This is a genomic window from Micromonospora sp. NPDC047074, assembly GCF_040643815.1.
In the GTDB taxonomy this organism is placed as follows: domain Bacteria; phylum Actinomycetota; class Actinomycetes; order Mycobacteriales; family Micromonosporaceae; genus Micromonospora.
The window spans coordinates 70,316-89,646 of sequence record NZ_JBEYVB010000013.1; the positions used below are offsets into that span (position 1 = coordinate 70,316).

A 19,331-nucleotide genomic window follows, 5' to 3' on the forward strand; every position below is an offset into this window, starting at 1 on the left:
TTGGGCATGCTGCGACGCTATCTATCGCCCCGAAATCTTTCCTGGACCGATACTGTATGGAACCTTGACTACGCAAGGCAACCCTTGCGGGAAGGGGCGGCCGGTCGATAACTTGGTCGCGGCCCACAGAAATTCCCCCGTCTATTTCTTACGCATTACCCTACGTCCCGGTGAGGTGCTGATCATGCCGCCGACGGTGTCGGTCATCATCCCCGCCCACAACAGCGCGAAGACGCTGGGAGCGTGCCTCGAAGCGGTCTACCGGCAGCGACACCCGGTGACCGAGGTCATCGTCGTCGACGACGCCAGCACCGACGACACCCGGGAGATCGCGCGGCGGTTCCCGTGCCGGCTGCTGGTCACCGACCGCAACGCCGGGCCGGCCGCCGCCCGCAACCGCGGCATCCAGGCCAGCACCGGCGAGCTGCTCTTCTTCCTCGACTCCGACTGCGCGCCCGAGCCGGACGCGCTGGACAACGCCCTCGCGGTCCTGCGCGAGGAGCCGGACGTCGCCTGCGTACACGGCATCTACGCCCTCGAACCGCTGGTCGACGACGGGCCCGTCGAGGCGTACCGGCTGCTGCACGGCCACTACTGGCGGCTGCGCAACGTCGGGCGGGTGCGCACCACCCTCTTCGCGGTCTGCCTCATCCGCCGCGAGGTCTTCGCCACGGTCGGGCTGTTCGACGAGAACCTGCGCGCCTCGGAGGACGTCGAACTCGGCGACCGGATGGGCGACCGGTACGGCATCGTCCTCACCGACACGGTCGTCTGCCGGCACGACGACGACAGCCGGCTCGGCGCGCTGCTGCGCAAGCAGTTCCACCGCTCGCAGCTGCTGGTCCCGGTGGCCCTGGCCGAACGCGGGCCGGCCGGCATCCGCGCCAACAGCCCGGCCGGCCTGATCAGCGCGACCCTGGTGCCGGCGGCCCTGCCGGCGGCGGCGTTCGGCGGCGGCTGGCCGCTGCTGTCCCTGCTGTTCTTCGCGCTGTTCATGGTCGCCGAGCCCGGCCTGCTGCGGTTCGTCCTGCGCCGGCGCGGCCCCGCGTTCGCGGTCTTCTTCTTCGCCGTGCACCTGCTGGTCCAGTTGGCCGTCGTCACCGGAGCCGTGGTGGGCGGGTTGCGCCATCTCGCCGACCGCGACTTCGGGCCGACCCGGGTGAGCACCGCGAAGACGCCCCGATGAGCGGCTCCCGGGGACCGGCCGCCCGGCTCTGCTCCCACCTGTCCGCCCAGGCGCTGCACTACCTGCTCTTCGCCTACCGCGGCCAACAGCTCCTGCGCCGCCGCCCCACGCTCGGCGGCCCGCGCCGGCCGGCGTTCGGCGTGGCCGGCGACGACGTCGCGCTCACCATCGACGACGGACCCCACCCCCGGTGGACTCCCCCGACGCTCGACCTGCTCGCCCGGCACGGCGTACGGGCCACGTTCTTCCTCATCGGCGACCGGGTACGGGAACATCCGGACCTCGCCCGGCAGGTGCTGGCCGCCGGCCACCTGATCGGCAACCACTCCATGTCGCACCCGCAGCCGTTCGCCGCGCTGCCCCGGCACGAGCTCCGGTCGGAGATCGAGCGGACCCAGCGGGTGATCGAGGACGCCACCGGGGTCACGCCGCGGCTGTTCCGCGCGCCCGGCGGCAACTGGTCGCCCGGGGTCCTGCGGACCACCGCCGAACTCGGCCTCGCCCCGGTCGACTGGACGGTCAACCCCAGCGACTGGCGCAGTCCCGGGGTCCCCCGGATCACCCGGACGCTGTCCCGTACCCGTCCCGGGCAGATCATCCTCTGCCACGACGGCGGCGGCGACCGGTCGCAGACCGTCGCGGCCCTGGCCGAGGTCCTCCCGAGGTTGACCGGTCGAGGGCTTCGCTTCGTGACCGTCCCGGACGACCGGTAGGTGGCGTGGATGCCCCGACGGCCTTTCCCGGAGCGGGAAACCGCCGAACGCACGCTGACAGTCGACTCGCCTGCCGTTACGTGCCCGCCCCCGACGCCGTGGGCCCCGGGTGCCCGGACAGCACCGTCGACAAGTGCCGAGCCGGGTCGTGACGCCCGGCTCCTCTGGGTGGGGGAGACACCTGATGCCGCACGATGAACTGTCCATAATGCTCCTGGGGCCGGTGCGGGCCTACCGGGGGGACACCCACCTCTACCTGGGCACCCCCCGGCAACGGGAGGTCCTGGCGGTGCTGGCGTTGCGCAGCGGCATGGTGATGTCGGTCGCGCAGATCGTCGACGCGATCTGGGCCGGCCGTCGACCCGACTCGGTGGAGAACATGGTGCACACCTACATCGGGCGGCTGCGCCGGGTGCTGGAACCGCCCGGCCGCCGGCCGGCCCTGGCCCGGGTGCTCCGCTCCACCCGACCGGGCTACACCCTCGACATCCCGTCGGGCGCCGTGGACATCATCCGCTTCGAGCAGGACGTCCGGGCGGCCCGCGCCGCCCGCGCCCAGGCGGACCTGCCCGAGGCGCTCTACCTCTTCCAGCGGGGCCTGGCCCGCTGGTCCGGTCGGGCCCTGTACGAGGCCACCGGCCCGCTCGCCGAGGCCGAACGGATCCGGCTGACCGAGTTGCGCCAGGACGTGCTGGAAGAGGCGACCGGCGTACGGCTGCTGCTCGGCGACGTCGAGAACGTCGTCGCCGAGCTGCGCTGGATGCTGGCCGAGCACCCGATGCGGGAGCGGCTCTGGGAGCTGCTGCTCGTCGCGCTCGGGCAGACCTCCCGCCGGGCCGAGGCGCTCACCGCCTTCCAGGACGCCCGGACCACGCTGACCGACCGGCTCGGGGTGGAACCCGGGCACCGGCTCCAGGACCTGCACGGCCGGCTGCTGCGCAGCGAACCGGTGACGGTGTGGCCGTGGTGGGAACGGCGGGTCACGGTCTGAGCCGGCGGGGAACGGCCGACGGGGAGTCAGGATCGCGGCGTGCCGACGGGGGTCAGGACGAAGAAGGCGCCGGACGCGCCGTCGTCCGAGCCGGTCGGCGGCCCGGTGGTGAGGTCGAGCCCGCAGTCGCGGATCACCTCCACGAACTGCCGGGACCGCTCCGGGTCGTAGATCTGCACGAGGATCCTGCCGCGTGCGGTCAGCAGCGCCGGCAGCCGGCGCAGCAGGTGCTCCGCCTCCGCGACTGACAGGTAGTAGATGACCTCGCGCAGCAGGATGGCGTCGTACCGGTCCGGGGTCTCGTACGCCCGGATGTCGGCCACCTCGTACGACGCGTCCGGCCGGCCGAGCGACCGGGCCGTCTCGATCGCCCGCCGGCTGATGTCCACGCCGTGGTAGTGCCGGTACCGGCCACGGGCCAGCGGCAGGTTGGCGCTGGTGCCGCAGCCCAGGTCGAGGATCGTCGGGCGCGGCGCCCACGTCTCGATCAGCGACAGCGGCAGGGCCCCGTCGCCCGTCCCGTCCAGGTAGCGCCAGAAGCCCAGCGCGTACTGGGTGTCCCAGAGCGCGGCCGTCAGCCTGGGGCTGCGTCGCACCAGCGCGCGCACCGGCGCTCCGACCAGCCGTGCCATCGTCCGCAGTGGCGCGTTCGACATGGATGTCACCGACTCTCTCCGCAGGAACCGGTCCGGTGGACCAGGGACTCGTGGGTCAGGGACCCGTGGAGCAGGGACCCGCCGCGTGCGGGCCGCGTCAGCCGACCGGTGCCGCCCGCTCGACCGGGCCGGGACGACGCCGGTGCATGTACTGGGCCAGCAGCAGCCCGCCCCCGCCGACCGCCACCTCGCTGAGCGCGCAGACCAGCCGGCTGACCAGCACCACCGGCGTGGCCACGGTCACCGGCAGCACGGTGGCCAGCCCGATCATGAGCACCGCCTCGCGTACGCCCAGGCCGTCCGGGGCGACCATCACCACCAGCCCGGCGACGGTGGCGGCGGCGAACCCGGCGACGCAGACCACGTACGACCGCAGCGGCGGCGCGCCGGCGGTCACCGCGAGCAGCCACAGGTGGTGCCCGGACACGAACCAGGACAGCGACTGCGCGGTGATGGCCCGCCGGACGCCGGCACGGGAGGCGGCGACCTGCGGCGGCTCGCGCCGCAGCAGCCGGGCCGCCGCGGTGAGCCCACGGTTGAGCAGGTCCGGGCGGGCGTAGAGCACGACCAGGGGGACCGTGGCGAGCAGCAGCCACCCGGCGGCGCCCGACAGCAGCGCCGGTCCCGCCGCGAGCCCGACCGTCGTCCCGGTCATCGCGACCACCGCCCAGCTGAGCAGGAACACCCCGGCGAGCCGGACCGGCCCCACCTCGATCTCCTTGCCCATCCGCAGCAGCACCGGCAGGGCGACGAAGCGGCCCGGGACGAACTTGGCCAGGAACCCCACGAAGAACAGCCGGTACGCGGTCCACCTGTCGACCGCCGCGCCGAGGTCGACGAAGAGCGCCCGCCAGGAGACGAGCCCCAGCAGCAGCCCGGCCGCGTTGATCAGCAGGGCGCCGGTCAGCGCCACGCCCACCTGGACGGGATCCAACTGGCCGGCCAGTGTGGACACCGGAGCCCAGTCCTGGGCGCGCACGAACAGCACCAGCCCGACGGTCAGGGCCACCACGAAGGCCACGGTGAACGCGTGGTTCACCAGCCGCCACCAGCGCGCCCTCACCGGCGCGACACCAGGGTCACCGGCCGGGACCGGCCCGCGCGGACCCGCCGCAGCAGGGCGCCGCAGACGCCCAGGCCCATCCCGACGAACTCCGTCAGATGCGTCAGCCACCGCAGCCAGGCGGCGTAGAGCAGGAACCTCGGGCCGCGGTGCCGCAGGGCGAACGCCAGCAGTTCCCGGTCCGCCACGACGAAGGCGGCGACCAGGCCCACCGGCGCCAGGGCCAGCCAGGGCGACACGAGGGCCAGCGGCCCGGTGCCCACGGCCAGCCCGCTGGCGGCCATGCCGACCACCGAGCCGAGGTCGATCCGGTGCGGTGTGCGGCCCGCCGCGTCCGCCCCGGCGGCCGGGCGCTCCCACCGGGTCACGACGACCGCGTCGGCGTACGTCATTGCGCGGCGGAACAGCTCCGACAGGTACGGCCGCAGCCGGTCCACGTCGTCGTGGCGGCCGACCATCTCGTCGCTCACCCGGATCTCGTAGCGCTGCGGCAACCGGGTGCCGAACTCCACGTCCTCGGCGTCGCGCAGCCGCTCGTCGAAGCCGCCGACCAGGTCGAAGACGGCCCTGGGCACGGCGGTGAGCGCGAACATCGTGGTCGCCGTCACGCCTGTCGACCGGCGCCGCCAGAAGTGCTCGAACAGCGTCTTGTACGCCTCGACCGGCCCGTCGTCGTGCAGCGGGCGCAGGTCGTAGATGCCCTGCACCACCCCGCAGTCGGGGTGCGCGTCGAGGGTGCGTACGGCGGCGGCCAGCGCGCCGGGCGCCAGCGCGATGTCCGAGTCGACGAAGAACAGCACGTCCCCGGTCGCCCGGGCGGCGCCGGCGTTGCGGGCCGCCGACACGCCCCGGTTGACCGGGAACGCCAGCACCGTGCAGGGGAAGCCGGCCGCGATCCGCCGGGACCGGTCGGTGCTGGCGTCGTCGACGACGATCACCTCGGCCGGCGGCGGGGTCTGGGCGTACACCGCCGACAGGCACTCGTGCAGCGTTCGCTCCTTGTTGAAGTTGGGCACGACCACGGAGACCCTCACCGGGTCCGGTCCTCGATGGTGTCGGCGCGGGTCACGGTGTCACCGTCCCTCTCGTGCTGATCGTCGGGCGGGGCGGACGCCGGGCCGGGCGGGTCGGTGCCGGCCCGCGGCCCGCCCCGGCGCAGCGCCAGCCAGCCCAGCGCCACCACCCCGACCAGCACGTACATGTTGGTGTGCGGCAACTCCCACCCCTGGAAGTGCAGGTCCTCGCCGCGCAGGCCGATGACCGTCCAGGCGGCGCTCGCCACGAAGCCGGCCCAGAGCAGCGCGCCGAGCGCCATCGCGGGCCGGTCGCCGGTCCGCCGGGCCCGCACCGCCAGCAGCACCAGCGCCGGCACGCACCACACCCAGTGGTGGTGCCAGGAGACCGGGGAGACGAGGAGGCCGGTGGCCGCGCAGGCGAGCACCCCGAGGAACTCCTCGCCCGCGCGGGCGCACCGCGCCGCGAGCACGATCCCGGCCAGCGCCGTCAGCGCCGCCACCGGCAGCCAGACGGCGCGCACGTCGGTGCTGTCGGCGAGCCGGGCCAGCGCGCCGTGCAGCGACTGGTTCAGCACCGTACGGGGATCACCGGTGACCCGGGCGGTGTCGAGCAGGCCGCCGCCCCAGAACCGGGCCGAGTCCCCCGGCCGCCAGGCGAACCCGATCCCGACGGTGGCGGCGAACCCGGTCAGGGCCACGCCCGCCGCCCGCCACCGGCCGACGCAGAGCAGGTACGCCACGAACAGCAGCGGGGTGAGCTTGATCCCGGCGGCGACGCCCACCCCGAGGCCGTGCCAGCGGCCGCGGGGATCGGAGGTCAGGTCCAGCAACACGAGCAGCATCAGGAACAGGCCCACCTGGCCGACCTGGAGGTGGCCGGCCACCGGGAACATCGGCAGCGCCGCGGCCGTGCCCAGGAGTACCGGGCCGGCCCGGCCGGCGGCGCCGGACCCGGCGGCGCGCAGCGCCACGCGTACCACGGCCGACAACGCCACGACCGAGGCCAACGTCCAGAGCCCGACCCCGACGGTGGCGTCGACGTACGCCAGCGGTCCCAGCAGCAACGCGGCGAACGGCGGGTACGTGAAGCCCAGCGCGATGCCGTCGGTGCCGCGGTGGACGACCTCGTAGAGTCGCCCGTCGCCGTGTGCGGCGGCCACCGCGCCCGCCCGGTAGACCGCGAGGTCGCCCCAGAACCGGCCGGTGGTCGCGTGCCCGACGGCCGCGGCGGCGGCCACCAGCACCGGGAACACCAGCAGGCCGGTGGCCGGGAGCGCGGCGAACGGGCGACGCGGGCGAAGGCCCGGTGCCGGCGAAAGGGTCATCACCGCTCTCCCCTCAGGTGTCGGCGGGAGAACGCTAGCAATCGATCCAGTAACGCTTCCTGTAACTGATCTGGATTACCCACGGTCCACGGCTGCCGCCGGTCAGCGGCAGCAGGACGGCACCGGTGTGACGCCCGGGCGGCTCCACTGCGCCACCGGGCGGCCGTCGAGGCGCCACGGGTGCCCGGTCACCCGCGGCCAGCCCGCGGGGGACTCCTCCCACCGCTCTTGCCGGCCGTACACCGTGAGATCCAGGGCGTGGTAGCTCGTCATCAACGCCTCCACGCCCCGCCCGGTGGTCCAGTAGGTCTCGTAGACCCGGTCGCCGTCGCGCAGGTAGCACGCGATGAACCCGAAGTCGCGACCGTCGGCCAGGACCGGGTCGGAGTCCTGGGCCGAATACCAGGCGAACGGGTAGCCCATGAACTCCGCGAGCGCGGCGCCCTCGGCGTAGGGGCCCTCGCCGAACACGGCGTAGGTGACGTCCCGGGCGTGCAGGTAGTCCAGCGTCCGCATGTGGCAGGTCGAGAAGGTGCACCCCTCGCACTGGTCCTCGAACGGCTCGCCGTCGTGCCACATGTGGAAGTAGGCGATGAGCATCCGGCGGCCCTCGAACACGTCGACCAGCGGGGTCTCCCCGCCGGGGCCGCGCAGCGTCACCGGCGGCATCAGGGTCATCGGCAGGTGGCGGCGGGCGGCCGCGATCGCGTCGCCCTCGCGGGTGTGGGCCTTCTCCCGGGCCAGCAGTTCGTCGCGGGCGCGCAGCCAGGTCTCCCGGTCGACGACCGGGGGTGTGGCGGCGCGGGTCTCCGGGGTTGCCGTCATGGTGGTCTCCTTCGTGGGTCCGAACAGGTCGCCGGTACGGACGAGCGAGTCGGCGATCGTCATCGGTCACCGATGACGGACCGGCCGGCGTTCGTCGGTACGGTCGTGGGGACGGCCCGGCTCAGGGGAGAACACATGTCCGACTCGCCTGTCGAGCAGGCGGCATGGCTCCGGCGTGCCTTCGACGAGCACCGGCGTGAGCTGCACGTGCACTGCTACCGCCTCGCCGGCAACGTCGCCGACGCGGACGACCTGGTGCAGGAGACCTTCCTGCGCGCCTGGCGGGCCCGGGACCGGTTCGAGGGGCGCGCGGCGGCGCGCACCTGGCTCTACCGGATCGCCACCAACGTCTTCCTCGACAGCCGCAGGGCGGCCAGTCACCGGACGAGGGCGTACGGCGACCCGCTGGAGTGGTCCGAGCAACTCGGCCCCTATCCCGACGCACTGCTGGCCGACGACCCGCAGACCGGTCTGGTCGCCCGGGAGACCGTCGAGCTGGCCCTGATCGCGGCGCTGATGTATCTGCCCCCACGGCAGCGGGTGGCCTTCGTGCTGCGCGACGTCTGCGGCTGGACGCCGCAGGAGGTCGCCGGGGCGCTCGACACCGCCGTGCCGGCCGCCAACAGCCTCCTCCAACGGGCCCGCCACACCCTGCGGCAGCACGCGCCGGCAGACCCGCAGAGCTGGCGCCGCCCGCGACTCACCAGCGCGGACGAGGAGATCCTGCGCCGCTACGCCGAGGCGAGGGATCCGGCGGCGTTCCGGGCGCTGCTCGCCGAGGACGTACGGATCACGATGCCGCCCGAGCCGCCGGTCGTCGGGATCGACGCGGCGGCGGAGTTCCTTGGCCGGCCGCTCGCCTGGCGCACGTTCCGTACCTCGGCCAACGGGCGCCCGGCGCTGATCGGCTACCTCCGCCGGCCCGGCAGCCCGCACCACGAGGCGCTGGTCGTCGACGTGCTCCGGATCGAGGACGGGAAGATCGTGGAGACCAACGCCTTCGTCGGTGCCCGGCACGTCGTGGCGTTCGGCATGCCCGCCGCGCTCGCGCCCGACCGGATCGCCGGGCACGGTCTGACCGGGGCGGTCAGGGCCGGTAGCGGTAGCCCATGCCCGGTTCCGTGATGAGGTGGCGGGGACGGGCGGGGTCATCCTCGAGCTTGCGCCGCAGTTGGGCCATGTACTGACGCAGGTAGTTGGTCTCGTGCTGGTACTCCGGGCCCCACACGTCGTGCAGGAGCTGGCGCTGGCTGACGAGTTTGCCGGGGTGCCGCAGCAGCTTGTCGAGCATGGCCCACTGCGTCGGGGTGAGCCGCACCTCGGCGCCGTCGTCGCGGGTGACCGTGCGGTCGGCCAGGTTGACGGTGTGCCGACCCACCCGCAGGGCCGCGAGGGCGGTGTCGCCGGGTGCCACGGCGAGGCGGCGGGTGACGGCCCGGATCCGGGCGAGGAGTTCGTCCACCCCGAAGGGCTTGGTGACGTAGTCGTCCGCGCCGGCGTCGAGGGCGGCGACCTTGTCCTCGCTGCCGGCCCGGCCGGAGAGCACGATGATCGGCACCGTGGTCCAGCCACGCAGCCCCCGGATCACCTCGGTGCCGTCGATGTCGGGCAGGCCGAGGTCGAGCACCACGAGGTCGGGCGGGTGGCTGGCGGCGGCCCTGAGCGCGGCGGCCCCGGTGGCGGCCATCTCGACGTCGTAGCCCCGGGCCCGCAGGTTGATCCGCAGGGCGCGGAGGATCTGCGGTTCGTCGTCCACGACGAGGATGCGGGTCATGCCGGTGGCCCTTCCGACGGTGGCGGCTGGGCGGTGACGGGCAGCCGCAGCACCATCGTCAGCCCGCCGCCGGGGGTGGTCTCGGGGGTGATGCTGCCACCCATCGCCTCGGCCAGGCCCCGGGACAGCGCCAGGCCGAGGCCCACCCCCGTCTGGTTGTCCCGGTCGCCGAGCCGCTGGAACGGCAGGAAGACGTGCTCCCACTGGTCCTCGGGGATGCCGGGGCCGGTGTCGATGACCCGCAGCTCCACCTGCCCGGCGTGGGCGCTGGCGGTGATCGTCGGCGGCTGCCCGGGCGGGCTGTGCCGCAGCGCGTTGGCGACGATGTTGACCAGGACCCGCTCCAGCAGCCCCGGGTCGGCGCTGGCGGCCGGAAGGTCGGCCGGGATGTCGGTGGTGACGTCGGCCGCGACCGGGCCCAGCTCGTCCAGGGCCAGGGGCACGGCGTCCTCCAGCCCGATCGCCGTGACGCTGACGCCCAGCGCCCCGGCCTGGAGCCGGCTCATGTCCAGCAGGTTCGCCACCAGCCGGCCGAGCCGGTCGAGGGACTCGTCGGCGGTGGCCAGCAGCTCGTCACGGTCCTCGGCCTCGAACTCGATGTCGGGGCTGCGCAGGCTGCTCACGGCGGCCTTGGCCGAGGCCAGCGGCGTACGCAGGTCGTGGCTGACGGCCGCCAGCAGCGCGGTGCGCATCCGGTCGGCCTCGGCCAGCGGCCGGGCGGTGGCGGCCTCCTCGGCGAGGCGCTCCTGGCGCAGCGCGACGGCGGCCTGGGCGGCGAACGCCTCGACGATGCGCCGGTCGGCGGCCTCCAGCCGCCGGCCGCTGAGCACCACGGTCAGCCGGTCGTCCACCGGCACCGCCGTCTCCCCCGCGCCGGGGCTGCCCGCCGGCGACTCGCCCACGCTGGCCACCACGCGCCAGGCGCCCTCGTCGCGGGCGCGGGTGGGGCGCCCCTGGGCGTCGGGGGCCAACTCCAGGACGCTGACGGCACGCAGCGCGAACGTCTCCCGCAACCGGCCCAGCAGCGCCGGCAGCGGGCGTTCCCCGCGCAGCACCCCGCCGGCCACCGTGGCCAGGGTCTGCGCGTCGGCGGACGCGCGGGCGGCCTCCCGGGTGCGGCGGGCGGCGACGTCGACGACCCAGCTCACCGCGACGGCGACGCCGACAAAGACGCCGAGGGCGAGCAGGTTGTCCGCCTCGGCGATGGTCAGCGCGTGGTAGGGCGGGGTGAAGAACCAGTTCAGCAGCAGCGACCCGCCGAGCGCGGCGACCAGCGCCGGCCACCGGCCGCCGACCAGTGCCACCCCCACCACCCCGGCGAGGAACAGCAGGATGTCGTTGGTCAGCGTGAGGTCCGGCAGCGCCCGCAGCAGCACCGTGAGCAGCGGCATGCCGAACCCGGCGAGCGCGAACCCCAGCAGCCGGCGGCGGCGCGACAGGGCCGCCGGCACGCCGGTGGCGCGCCGGCCACGGCCCGCCTCGGGATGGGTGACCAGGTGTACGTCGATCGGCCCGGACAGCGCGGTGGTGGTGACCCCGACCCCTCGGGAGAGCACCTGGGCGAAGCGCCCCCGGCGGCTGGCGCCGAGGACGAGTTGGGTGGCGTTGACGCCACGGGCGAAGTCCAGCAGGGCCGCCGGGACGTCGGTGCCGAGCACCTGGTGGTACGTGCCGCCGAGGCTCTCCACCAGGACCCGCTGCCGGGCCAGCCGGGCGGGGTCCACGCCGGCCAGGCCGTCGCTGCGGGCCACGTGCACGGCGAGCAGGTCGGCGCCCTTGCTCCGGGCGGCGACCCGGGCCGCCCGGCGGATCAGCGTGTCGCCCTCCGGGCCGCCGGTGAGCGCGACGACCACCCGCTCGCGGGCCTCCCAGGTGTCGGAGATCCCCTGCTGGGCGCGGTAGGCGTCGAGCTGCTCGTCGACCTTGTCGGCCAGCCAGAGCAGGGCGAGTTCGCGCAGGGCGGTGAGGTTGCCGACCCGGAAGTAGTTGCCGAGCGCGGCGTCGATCCGGTCGGGGCGGTAGATGTTGCCGTGGGCCATCCGGCGACGCAGCGCCTCCGGGGTCATGTCGACCAGTTCGACCTGCTCGGCGGCCCGGACGACCTCGTCGGGCACCGTCTCCCGCTGGGTCGTGCCGGTGATCTGGGCGACGACGTCGTTGATCGACTCCAGGTGCTGCACGTTGACCGTGGACAGCACGCTGATGCCGGCGTCGAGGATCTCCTGGACGTCCCGCCAGCGCTTGTCGTTGCGGGCTCCCGGCACGTTGGTGTGGGCCAGCTCGTCGACCACCACCAGCTCGGGCCGGCGGGCGAGCACGGCGTCGAGGTCCATCTCGGTGAACTCGACACCGCGGTAGGTGATCGCGCGGCGCGGCACCTGCTCCAGGTCGCCGATCATGGCCGCGGTGTGCGGGCGGCCGTGGGTCTCGACGAAGCCGATCACCACGTCGGTGCCGCGTTCCGCGCGGCGTCGGGCCTCCTCCAGCATGGCGTAGGTCTTGCCGACGCCGGGGGCGGCCCCCAGGTAGATGCGCAGCTCTCCTCGTGACACGCAGACGATCCTCCCTGGTCGCGGCCGCTGGTGCGGCGGTCCCCGGTCAGCGCCGGCCTGGCGGGAGTGTCCGCCGGGCACGTGGGCGGGGCCGGCCGGAGGGCCGGCCCCGCCCGGGGCATCGGTCAGCGGGCGGGGAACCGCTCGTCGAGAGCGAGGTTGAGGGCCAGGACGTTGACGCCCGGTTCGCCCATGAAGCCCAGCGCCCGGCCCGTGGTGTGCCGGTCGACCAGGTCACGGACCACCGCCGGGTCCGCGCCGCGCTCGCGGGCGACCCGGGCGACCTGGAGCCGCGCGTACGCGGGACTGATGTGCGGGTCGAGGCCGCTGCCGCTGGCGGTGACCGCGTCGGCGGGCACCGCCGGCTCGGCGGGTGCGTCGCCCCGGATCGGGGTGACGATCCCGCCGGCGGCGACGTAGTCCTCGCCCGGCTTCGCCAGTTCGACAGGTACGCCCTGGTAGGTGGCGAGGAACGGGGCGGCCGGGCCGGTCTGGTTGACGCTGACCGCCCGGGTCACCGGCCCGGTCAGCCCGTTCGCCCGGAACACGGCGAGCACCGCGCCCACTCCGTCCGGGGTGCAGTACGGGCGGCGGCCGTCGACGCCGTCGAGCTCACCGACGGCCCTGCTGCGCGTGCAGACCTGGGTGAGCAGGCTCGGCGTCGACTCCTCGGGATCGGCGGCGATGGTGTCGACCACGCTCTCGGGGCCGAGGTTGCTGGCGGCGGTGGAGGTGGGGTCGTAGCCGTCGCCGGCAGCCGACGGCCGGGACTGGAAGTAGCGCGGGACGGGGTCGCCGTCGGCGTCGGTGAACGCCTGCCCGATCAGGGCGCTGCCGACGGTCCGGCCGCCCGCGTCGACAAGCGAGCCGTCGGCCCGGCCGTCGAGGCCGGGGAGCCGGCCGGCGGCGACGAGGGCGAGCGGGTAGGCGAGCCCGAGCAGGACGGTGAAGACCAGCAGGGCGCGCAGGGCGGCGAGGTGTTGGGTCAGCCAGACGGGTAGGCGCATCACGAGATCCCTGGGATGAGCTGGAGGAGCATGTCGATGAGCTTGATGCCGAGGAACGGCACGACGATCCCGCCGAGGCCGTAGACCAGCAGGTTGCGGCTGAGCAGTTTCGACGCGGCGGCGGGCCGGTACCGCACGCCGCGCAGGGCGAGCGGGATGAGGGCGATGATCACCAGGGCGTTGAAGATGACCGCGGCGAGGATCGCCGATTCGGGGCTGGCCAGGCGCATGATGTTCAGTGCGTCGAGGCTGGGGTAGATGCCGGCGAACATGGCCGGGATGATCGCGAAGTACTTGGCGATGTCGTTGGCGATGGAGAACGTGGTCAGCGCGCCCCGGGTGATCAGCAACTGTTTGCCGATCTCCACGATCTCGATCAGCTTGGTGGGGTCGGAGTCGAGGTCGACCATGTTGCCGGCCTCCTTCGCGGCCGACGTGCCGGTGTTCATCGCCACGCCGACGTCGGCCTGGGCGAGGGCGGGCGCGTCGTTGGTGCCGTCGCCGGTCATCGCGACCAGCCGGCCGCCCTCCTGCTCCCGTTTGATCAGGGCGAGCTTGTCCTCGGGGGTGGCCTCGGCCAGGAAGTCGTCCACGCCGGCCTCGTCGGCGATGGCCTTCGCGGTGCGCGGGTTGTCGCCGGTGATCATCACGGTGCGGATGCCCATCCGGCGCATCTCGTCGAACCGCTCCCGCATGCCGGACTTGACCACGTCCTTGAGGTGGATGACCCCGAGCGTCCGGGCCGGCTCTCCCGCGACGTGCTCGGCCACGACGAGGGGGGTGCCGCCGGAGCCGCTGATCGCGTCCACGATGTCGCCGACCTGGTCGGTGGGGTGCCCGCCGTTGTCGCGTACCCACTTCATCACCGCGGCGGCGGCGCCCTTGCGGACCCGGCGGGCCGCCCCGGTGGTGCCGCCGTCGACGGTGGCGTCGGGCGTCAGGTCCACGCCGCTCATCCGGGTCTGCGCGGTGAACGGCACGAAGGTGGCGTGCGGCATCAGCCCCGGCTCGCGCTCGCGCAGCCCGAAGTCGTTCTTGGCCAGCACGACCACCGAGCGTCCCTCGGGGGTCTCGTCGGCGAGGCTGGACAGTTGCGCGGCGTCGGCGACGGTGGCCGCGTCCACGCCCTCGACCGGGAGGAACTCGGCGGCCTGCCGGTTGCCGAGGGTGATGGTGCCGGTCTTGTCCAGCAGCAGCGTGTTCACGTCACCGGCGGCCTCCACCGCGCGCCCGCTCATGGCCAGGACGTTGCGCTGCACCAGGCGGTCCATGCCGGCGATGCCGATCGCCGACAGCAGCGCGCCGATGGTGGTGGGGATCAGGCAGACCAGCAGCGAGACCAGCACCACCCCGGAGACCCCGGCGTCGGTGATCGCGCCGGTGTCCGGCGCGGCGGCCTGGTAGCCCTTGGCGAAGATCGCCAGGGGTTGGAGGGTGACCACCGCGAGCAGGAAGATGACGGTCAGCGCGGCGAGCAGGATGTTCAGGGCGATCTCGTTCGGGGTCTTCTGCCGGTTGGCGCCCTCGACGAGGGCGATCATCCGGTCGACGAAGCTCTCCCCCGGTTTCTGGGTGATCTTGACGATGATCCGGTCGGAGAGCACCTTCGTGCCGCCGGTGACCGCGCTGCGGTCGCCGCCGGACTCCCGGATCACGGGGGCGGACTCGCCGGTGATGGCCGACTCGTCGACGCTGGCGATGCCCTCGACGACGTCACCGTCCCCGGGGATGATCCCGCCGGCCTCGACCAGGACGACGTCGCCCTGCCTCAGCTCCGGCGCGGGCACGGCCTCGTCCCGGTAGGCGTGGGCGCGCAGGCCGGGCGCCCAGCCGACCAGCCGGGTGGCGATGGTGTCCTTCTTCGCCTGCCGCAGGGTCGCGGCCTGGGCCTTGCCCCGGCCCTCGGCGACGGCCTCGGCGAGGTTGGCGAAGAGCACGGTCAGCCACAGCCAGCCGGTGACGGCCCAGGCGAACACCGTGGGGTCGGCCACCGCGAGGACGGTGGTGAAGGCGGCGCCGATCTCGACGATCAGCATCACCGGGTTGCGCCACAGCGTGCGCGGATCGAGCTTGCGCAGCGCGTCGGGCAGAGATCTGATCAACTGCTCGGGGTCGAGCAGGCCGCCGCCGACCCGGTTGCCCCGGGTGGCCGGAGTGCCGGCGGTTCCCGCGTCGGCGGTGCCGTGCGGTGCCGGCATGGACGTGGTCATGTCCTTCTCTCTCATGATGGTCACAGCCCTTCGGCCAGCGGGCCGAGCGCGAGGGCGGGCAGGTAGGTCAGCGCGACGAGGAGCACCGTGACGCCGACGACCATCCCGACGAAGAGCGGCCGGTGCGTGGGCAGGGTGCCCTCGGAGGCGGGCGTGGGTGCCTGCCGGGCCAGGGAGCCGGCCAGGGCGAGCACGAAGACGATCGGCAGGAACCGGCCGAGCAGCATGCACAGGCCCAGCGCGGTGTCCCACCACGTGGTGTTGACCGTGATGCCGGCGAACGCGGAACCGTTGTTGTTGCTGGCCGAGGTGAACGCGTAGAGCACCTCGGAGAGCCCGTGCGGGCCGACGTTCAGCGCCGTCGAGGCGTTGCCGGTGGCGAACGCGGCCGCGGTGCCGGTCAGGACCAGCGCCGGGGTGATCAGGAAGTAGAGGGAGGCGAACCTGATCTCCCGGGACCCGATCTTCTTGCCCAGGTACTCCGGGGTGCGCCCGACCATCAGACCCGCCACGAAGACGGTGATCACGGCGAGGATCAGCAGCCCGTAGAGGCCGGAGCCGGTGCCACCGGGGGCGACCTCGCCGAGCATCATGTTGACCATCGTCATCATGCCGCCGAGCGACGTGTACGAGTCGTGGAACGAGTTCACCGCACCGGTCGAGGTCAGCGTGGTCGCGGCGGCGAAGGTCGCCGAGTTCGACACGTCGAACCGCACCTCCTTGCCTTCGAGGGCCGCCCCGACCGCCTGCGGCACGGTGCCGTGGCCGGTCACCTCGAACACGTTGGTCAGGGTGACGCTGGCCAGCGCGAGGATCGCCATCACGGCGGCGATCGCGTGGCCCTGCCGCCGCTGGCCGACCATCCGGCCGAAGACCCGGGGCAGGCTGAACGGGATCAGCAGGATCAGGAAGATCTCGATCCAGTTCGTCCACGCCGTCGGGTTCTCGAACGGGTGGGAACTGTTGGCGTTGTAGAAGCCGCCACCGTTCGTGCCCAACTCCTTGATCACTTCCTGGCCGGCCACCGGACCGCCGGTGATCGTCTGCGTACCGCCGGTCAGGGTGGTGACCTCGGTGCCGGCGGAGAGGTTCTGCACCACGCCGCCGGCCATCAGGGCGAGCGCGCCGAGCACCGCGACCGGCAGCAGGATCCGTAGCACGATCCGGGTCAGGTCCACCCAGAAGTTGCCCAGGTGCCCGGTGCGGCTGCGGGCGAACCCGCGGACCAGGGCGACGGCCACGGCGACGCCGACGGCGGCGGAGACGAAGTTCTGCACCGCCAGCCCGGCCATCTGCACCAGGTGGCCCATGGTCGACTCGCCGGAGTACGACTGCCAGTTCGTGTTGGTCACGAACGACACCGCCGTGTTCCACGCCCCGTGCGGCACCACCGGCTCGAAGCCCAGCGACAGCCACAACCTGTCCTGCACCCGCTGGAACGCGTACAGGAACAGCACCGACACGGCGGAGAAGGCCAGCACGGCGCGGGCGTACACCCCCCAGGACTGCTCCGCCGCCGGGTCCACCCCGACCAGCCGGTAGATCCCCCGCTCGACGCGGGACTGCCGCTGCCCGGAGACCACCCGGTACATGTGGTCACCGAACGGCCTGTGCACGGCTGCCAGGGCCGCCACGAGGGACAGGACGAAGATGACGCCCGCTGTCGTCGCGGTCATCAGAACCGCTCCGGAAACAGCAGGGCGACCACCAGGTAGGCCCCCAGGCCGACCGCCAGCACCAGGCCCACGACGTTGACGGCGCTCACAGCTTCTCCACCGCCCGCACCAGCAGGGCGAGCGCCGCGAACAGCGCCACCGTCAACACCACGAACACCACGTCAGACACGGCTGACTCCTCTTACCGGGATGAGTTCGTCACGACCGCCAACCGGTCGCGCCGGGCAATCAAAGCCCCGCGCAAACGCGTCGGACAGGGGCGTTAACGCGACCATGACGGCGGGCGGCGTTTTCTTGACGCCCTTTTCACGCCGGAACGCCCATCAGGTGAGCCGGGTCACCGGTGCTGGGGGCGTCGCCGGGCGCCAGCGACGCGGCGACGACGGCCTGCGACTTCGCGGACCCGGTGACGGTGTGCTGGCTGCTGTGCCCTCCGGCCGATCCCGCTGGCCGCAGGCTGCCTCGCCGCCACGCACGTCGCCACGGCCCGGACGAGGGAGGTGGCGGCGGGAGGCTCCCACGGCGGACGCCCGCGCTTTCGGTCCCCGGTTCGACCGGCTCCACCACGCCGCCGAGAAAGGCGTCAGCCGACGCAACCGCTACCGTGGCGTCGTGACCGGGCCACGACGAGGACCCTCAGCACCGGTCGAAACCGACAGGAAAGTCGCTGCGGGCACCGGCTGGGCCGCCGGGTGCTGGTCTAACGAGCCGCCCCATCGGCTACGCCACCCACGGGCCACCCGCCCAGGAGACCGAACCCTTCCAAGGTGTCGTCGAAGGTTGCCCCCGCGAAGCTCGCGGTGCCGCTGATCGTCGCAGCGACGAACCAGGCGTCATCGCGGAATTCCGCCATGTCGAACCAGGCGTTGTCGCGGAATTCCGCCTCGACGAACGAGACGCTGCCGAACCTCGCTCCCTTGAAACTGGCGTTCCAGAAGAACGTCGTTCCGCTGAATCCGGCGTGGTCGCCGAACGTCGCTCCCTCGAAGCTGGCGCCACTGTCGAACCTCACCCCGTCAAAACGGCTGCGCCCGCCGAACGTCGCCTCGTCGAAGCTCGCGCCGGAGCCGATCGTCGACCCGCCGAAATCAACGTCACCGTCAAAACTCGCCTTGTCGAATCCGACGGATCCGTCGAACTTCGCGAGGTTGAACCAGGCGCTGCCCGCAAACGTCGCGCCGCCGAAACTGGCTGTGCCGGTGAAGCGTGCCCCGACAAGGTTGGCGACACCTCCGAACGTCGCCTGGCCGAATCGGGCCCCATTGATGAAGCGCGTCCGCGTGAGGATGGCGTTGTGAAGGTGACAGCCGGCAAAGTCGAGATCGGTGAGCACTGCCGCGGTGAGATCGAGTGCCACCTCCGGACCCCAGTAGGCCGGGTTGGGCCCGTTTTCCACGGTTCTGGGCCGAAGGTGGCGGGCGAGGATGGTCTGGGCGGTGAGGCGCACCTGGCCTTCCTCGCGCGGGTCGAGTGCCGGCTTCTGGAAGCTACCGCCGTCAGGAGCGGTCAGCGGCTGCGGTCCGGGCCTGGTCGCCGTGCCGTCGACCTTCGGAGAGGGACTGGCCGCGTGCGGGGCGGACGTCCCCTCGTCGCCCGGCGGGGTGTAGGGCATGCGCAGGTAGGCGCAGAGAACCTCCACGATGCTCTGCCGGTGTGCCGGGTTGTCCTGCGCCAGTCGCTCCAACGCGTACAGCCCACCCAACCGGACCGGGGCCTTCTCAGAACCGAGCTGGTCTACCGCCTTCACGTACAGCTCGGTGACCCGCTTCTCACCGGCGTCGTACTCGGTGGCCTGCTGGGTGCGTTCGGCCAACTGCTGCCTGCGGAACGCCAGCAGCAGTGCGAACGCGGCGGTGACGCCAGCGCCGATGGTCAGGCCGGTGCGGATCCCGTCGACCCGCATCCTCGCCCGCTGCGTGGCGTCGGCCGGCACGGTGTCCGGGAACCAGCCCTGCAACCACCACGCCGCCCCCGCGGTGATTCCGGCGATGAGCACGGCCCCGGCGGCGACCGTCCATGACGGCAGGGGGCGCAGCGGCCGGTCTGGAGGCACCGGGGCGGCGGACGGCTGATGCCGCCCGCGCTCCCGGCTGCGCTGCCGGACGGCGACGCCGCCGACCAGTGCCGCCACGCTGACCGCGACGAGAAGCAACGTCGGCCAGAAGGGCGCCACCGCCTTCCACCAGGCGGCCGGAACCTGCGACAGGCCAGCAGCCAGGAGACCCATGGCACCCGCTGCCACGAGGAACCCGCCCAGGTGGTCCTTCACGCGACAAGCGATGCCCTCTCGGCTCGACCCTCGACGAGAAGCGGGGCGTAGCGGTTCAGTCACCGGGA

Annotated in this window: 16 protein-coding genes; 4 read left to right on the plus strand and 12 right to left on the minus strand. The window is 73.2% G+C overall.

Annotated features, from left to right (window positions below; genetic code table 11):
* Positions 1-184 precede the first annotated feature (184 nt).
* The 3 genes from ABZ809_RS18305 to ABZ809_RS18315 all read left to right on the plus strand — a co-directional run bounded on the left by ABZ809_RS18305 (position 185) and on the right by ABZ809_RS18315 (position 2,890).
* Positions 185-1,186, plus strand: a complete 1,002-nt coding sequence (locus ABZ809_RS18305; protein ID WP_357563688.1) for a glycosyltransferase family A protein — start codon at positions 185-187, stop codon at positions 1,184-1,186.
* Entirely contained in the window at positions 1,183-1,899 is a 717-nt protein-coding gene (locus tag ABZ809_RS18310) for a polysaccharide deacetylase family protein (RefSeq protein WP_357563689.1), read from the plus strand. The genes ABZ809_RS18305 and ABZ809_RS18310 overlap by 4 nt, the downstream gene beginning before the upstream one ends.
* 184 nt (positions 1,900-2,083) lie before the next feature.
* The gene (locus ABZ809_RS18315) at positions 2,084-2,890 is read left to right on the plus strand and encodes an AfsR/SARP family transcriptional regulator (RefSeq protein ID WP_357563690.1); all 807 of its coding nucleotides are present in this window, start codon (positions 2,084-2,086) and stop codon (positions 2,888-2,890) included.
* A gap of 26 nt (positions 2,891-2,916) precedes the next feature.
* Here ABZ809_RS18315 and ABZ809_RS18320 read toward each other — a convergent pair whose 3' ends face one another.
* From ABZ809_RS18320 to ABZ809_RS18340, 5 genes are all read right to left on the minus strand, one after another.
* On the minus strand, positions 2,917-3,546 hold the full coding sequence (locus tag ABZ809_RS18320) for a class I SAM-dependent methyltransferase (RefSeq protein ID WP_357563691.1): 630 nt from the start codon (positions 3,544-3,546) through the stop codon (positions 2,917-2,919).
* A 97-nt stretch (positions 3,547-3,643) separates the two neighbouring features.
* Positions 3,644-4,609 carry a lysylphosphatidylglycerol synthase domain-containing protein gene (locus ABZ809_RS18325; RefSeq protein ID WP_357563692.1) on the minus strand — a complete coding sequence of 322 codons (966 nt, stop codon included), beginning with the start codon at positions 4,607-4,609 and terminating at the stop codon, positions 3,644-3,646.
* Complete coding sequence (locus tag ABZ809_RS18330; protein WP_357563693.1) at positions 4,606-5,643, minus strand: glycosyltransferase; 1,038 nt, start codon at positions 5,641-5,643, stop codon at positions 4,606-4,608. The genes ABZ809_RS18325 and ABZ809_RS18330 overlap by 4 nt, the downstream gene beginning before the upstream one ends.
* Positions 5,640-6,950 (minus strand): glycosyltransferase 87 family protein, encoded by a 1,311-nt coding sequence (locus ABZ809_RS18335; protein ID WP_357563694.1) that lies wholly within the window; start codon positions 6,948-6,950, stop codon positions 5,640-5,642. Before ABZ809_RS18335 ends, ABZ809_RS18330 begins: the two co-directional genes overlap by 4 nt.
* Positions 6,951-7,052: 102 nt before the next feature.
* The gene (locus ABZ809_RS18340; protein ID WP_357563695.1) at positions 7,053-7,838 is read right to left on the minus strand and encodes a DUF899 family protein; all 786 of its coding nucleotides are present in this window, start codon (positions 7,836-7,838) and stop codon (positions 7,053-7,055) included.
* A 72-nt stretch (positions 7,839-7,910) separates the two neighbouring features.
* Between ABZ809_RS18340 and ABZ809_RS18345 the strand changes: the two genes are divergently transcribed.
* Positions 7,911-8,900 (plus strand): RNA polymerase subunit sigma-70, encoded by a 990-nt coding sequence (locus ABZ809_RS18345; RefSeq protein WP_357563696.1) that lies wholly within the window; start codon positions 7,911-7,913, stop codon positions 8,898-8,900.
* On the opposite strand, the gene ABZ809_RS18350 is transcribed toward ABZ809_RS18345, so the two are convergent.
* The 7 genes from ABZ809_RS18350 to ABZ809_RS18380 form a co-directional block, all read right to left on the minus strand.
* Positions 8,863-9,549 (minus strand): response regulator, encoded by a 687-nt coding sequence (locus tag ABZ809_RS18350; protein ID WP_357563697.1) that lies wholly within the window; start codon positions 9,547-9,549, stop codon positions 8,863-8,865. The genes ABZ809_RS18345 and ABZ809_RS18350 overlap by 38 nt on opposite strands.
* Positions 9,546-12,101, minus strand: a complete 2,556-nt coding sequence (locus ABZ809_RS18355; RefSeq protein ID WP_357563698.1) for a DUF4118 domain-containing protein — start codon at positions 12,099-12,101, stop codon at positions 9,546-9,548. Before ABZ809_RS18355 ends, ABZ809_RS18350 begins: the two co-directional genes overlap by 4 nt.
* A gap of 125 nt (positions 12,102-12,226) precedes the next feature.
* Positions 12,227-13,108, minus strand: a complete 882-nt coding sequence (locus ABZ809_RS18360) for a potassium-transporting ATPase subunit C (RefSeq protein ID WP_357563699.1) — start codon at positions 13,106-13,108, stop codon at positions 12,227-12,229.
* A complete protein-coding gene (gene kdpB / locus ABZ809_RS18365; RefSeq protein WP_357563763.1) occupies positions 13,108-15,306 on the minus strand; it encodes a potassium-transporting ATPase subunit KdpB in 2,199 nt (732 codons plus the stop codon). Before kdpB ends, ABZ809_RS18360 begins: the two co-directional genes overlap by 1 nt.
* A 32-nt stretch (positions 15,307-15,338) precedes the next feature.
* Positions 15,339-16,994, minus strand: coding sequence for a potassium-transporting ATPase subunit KdpA (gene kdpA / locus ABZ809_RS18370; protein ID WP_357563700.1), 1,656 nt, complete (start codon positions 16,992-16,994; stop codon positions 15,339-15,341).
* Positions 16,994-17,083 (minus strand): K(+)-transporting ATPase subunit F, encoded by a 90-nt coding sequence (gene kdpF / locus ABZ809_RS18375; RefSeq protein ID WP_357563701.1) that lies wholly within the window; start codon positions 17,081-17,083, stop codon positions 16,994-16,996. Before kdpF ends, kdpA begins: the two co-directional genes overlap by 1 nt.
* Before the next feature lie 611 nt (positions 17,084-17,694).
* Entirely contained in the window at positions 17,695-19,263 is a 1,569-nt protein-coding gene (locus ABZ809_RS18380; protein ID WP_357563702.1) for a pentapeptide repeat-containing protein, read from the minus strand.
* Positions 19,264-19,331: the final 68 nt, after the last annotated feature.

What these genes read in the sequence shown, in the direction of transcription:
- ABZ809_RS18305 (WP_357563688.1), top strand. Translation starts at nt 185, where the DNA reads ATGCCGCCGACGGTGTCGGTCATCATCCCCGCCCACAACAGCGCGAAG.
- ABZ809_RS18310 (WP_357563689.1), top strand. Translation starts at nt 1,183, where the DNA reads ATGAGCGGCTCCCGGGGACCGGCCGCCCGGCTCTGCTCCCACCTGTCC.
- ABZ809_RS18315 (WP_357563690.1), top strand. Translation starts at nt 2,084, where the DNA reads ATGCCGCACGATGAACTGTCCATAATGCTCCTGGGGCCGGTGCGGGCC.
- ABZ809_RS18320 (WP_357563691.1), bottom strand. Translation starts at nt 3,546, where the DNA reads ATGTCGAACGCGCCACTGCGGACGATGGCACGGCTGGTCGGAGCGCCG.
- ABZ809_RS18335 (WP_357563694.1), bottom strand. Translation starts at nt 6,950, where the DNA reads ATGACCCTTTCGCCGGCACCGGGCCTTCGCCCGCGTCGCCCGTTCGCC.
- ABZ809_RS18340 (WP_357563695.1), bottom strand. Translation starts at nt 7,838, where the DNA reads ATGACGATCGCCGACTCGCTCGTCCGTACCGGCGACCTGTTCGGACCC.
- ABZ809_RS18345 (WP_357563696.1), top strand. Translation starts at nt 7,911, where the DNA reads ATGTCCGACTCGCCTGTCGAGCAGGCGGCATGGCTCCGGCGTGCCTTC.
- ABZ809_RS18350 (WP_357563697.1), bottom strand. Translation starts at nt 9,549, where the DNA reads ATGACCCGCATCCTCGTCGTGGACGACGAACCGCAGATCCTCCGCGCC.
- ABZ809_RS18360 (WP_357563699.1), bottom strand. Translation starts at nt 13,108, where the DNA reads ATGCGCCTACCCGTCTGGCTGACCCAACACCTCGCCGCCCTGCGCGCC.
- kdpB (WP_357563763.1), bottom strand. Translation starts at nt 15,306, where the DNA reads ATGCCGGCACCGCACGGCACCGCCGACGCGGGAACCGCCGGCACTCCG.
- kdpA (WP_357563700.1), bottom strand. Translation starts at nt 16,994, where the DNA reads ATGACCGCGACGACAGCGGGCGTCATCTTCGTCCTGTCCCTCGTGGCG.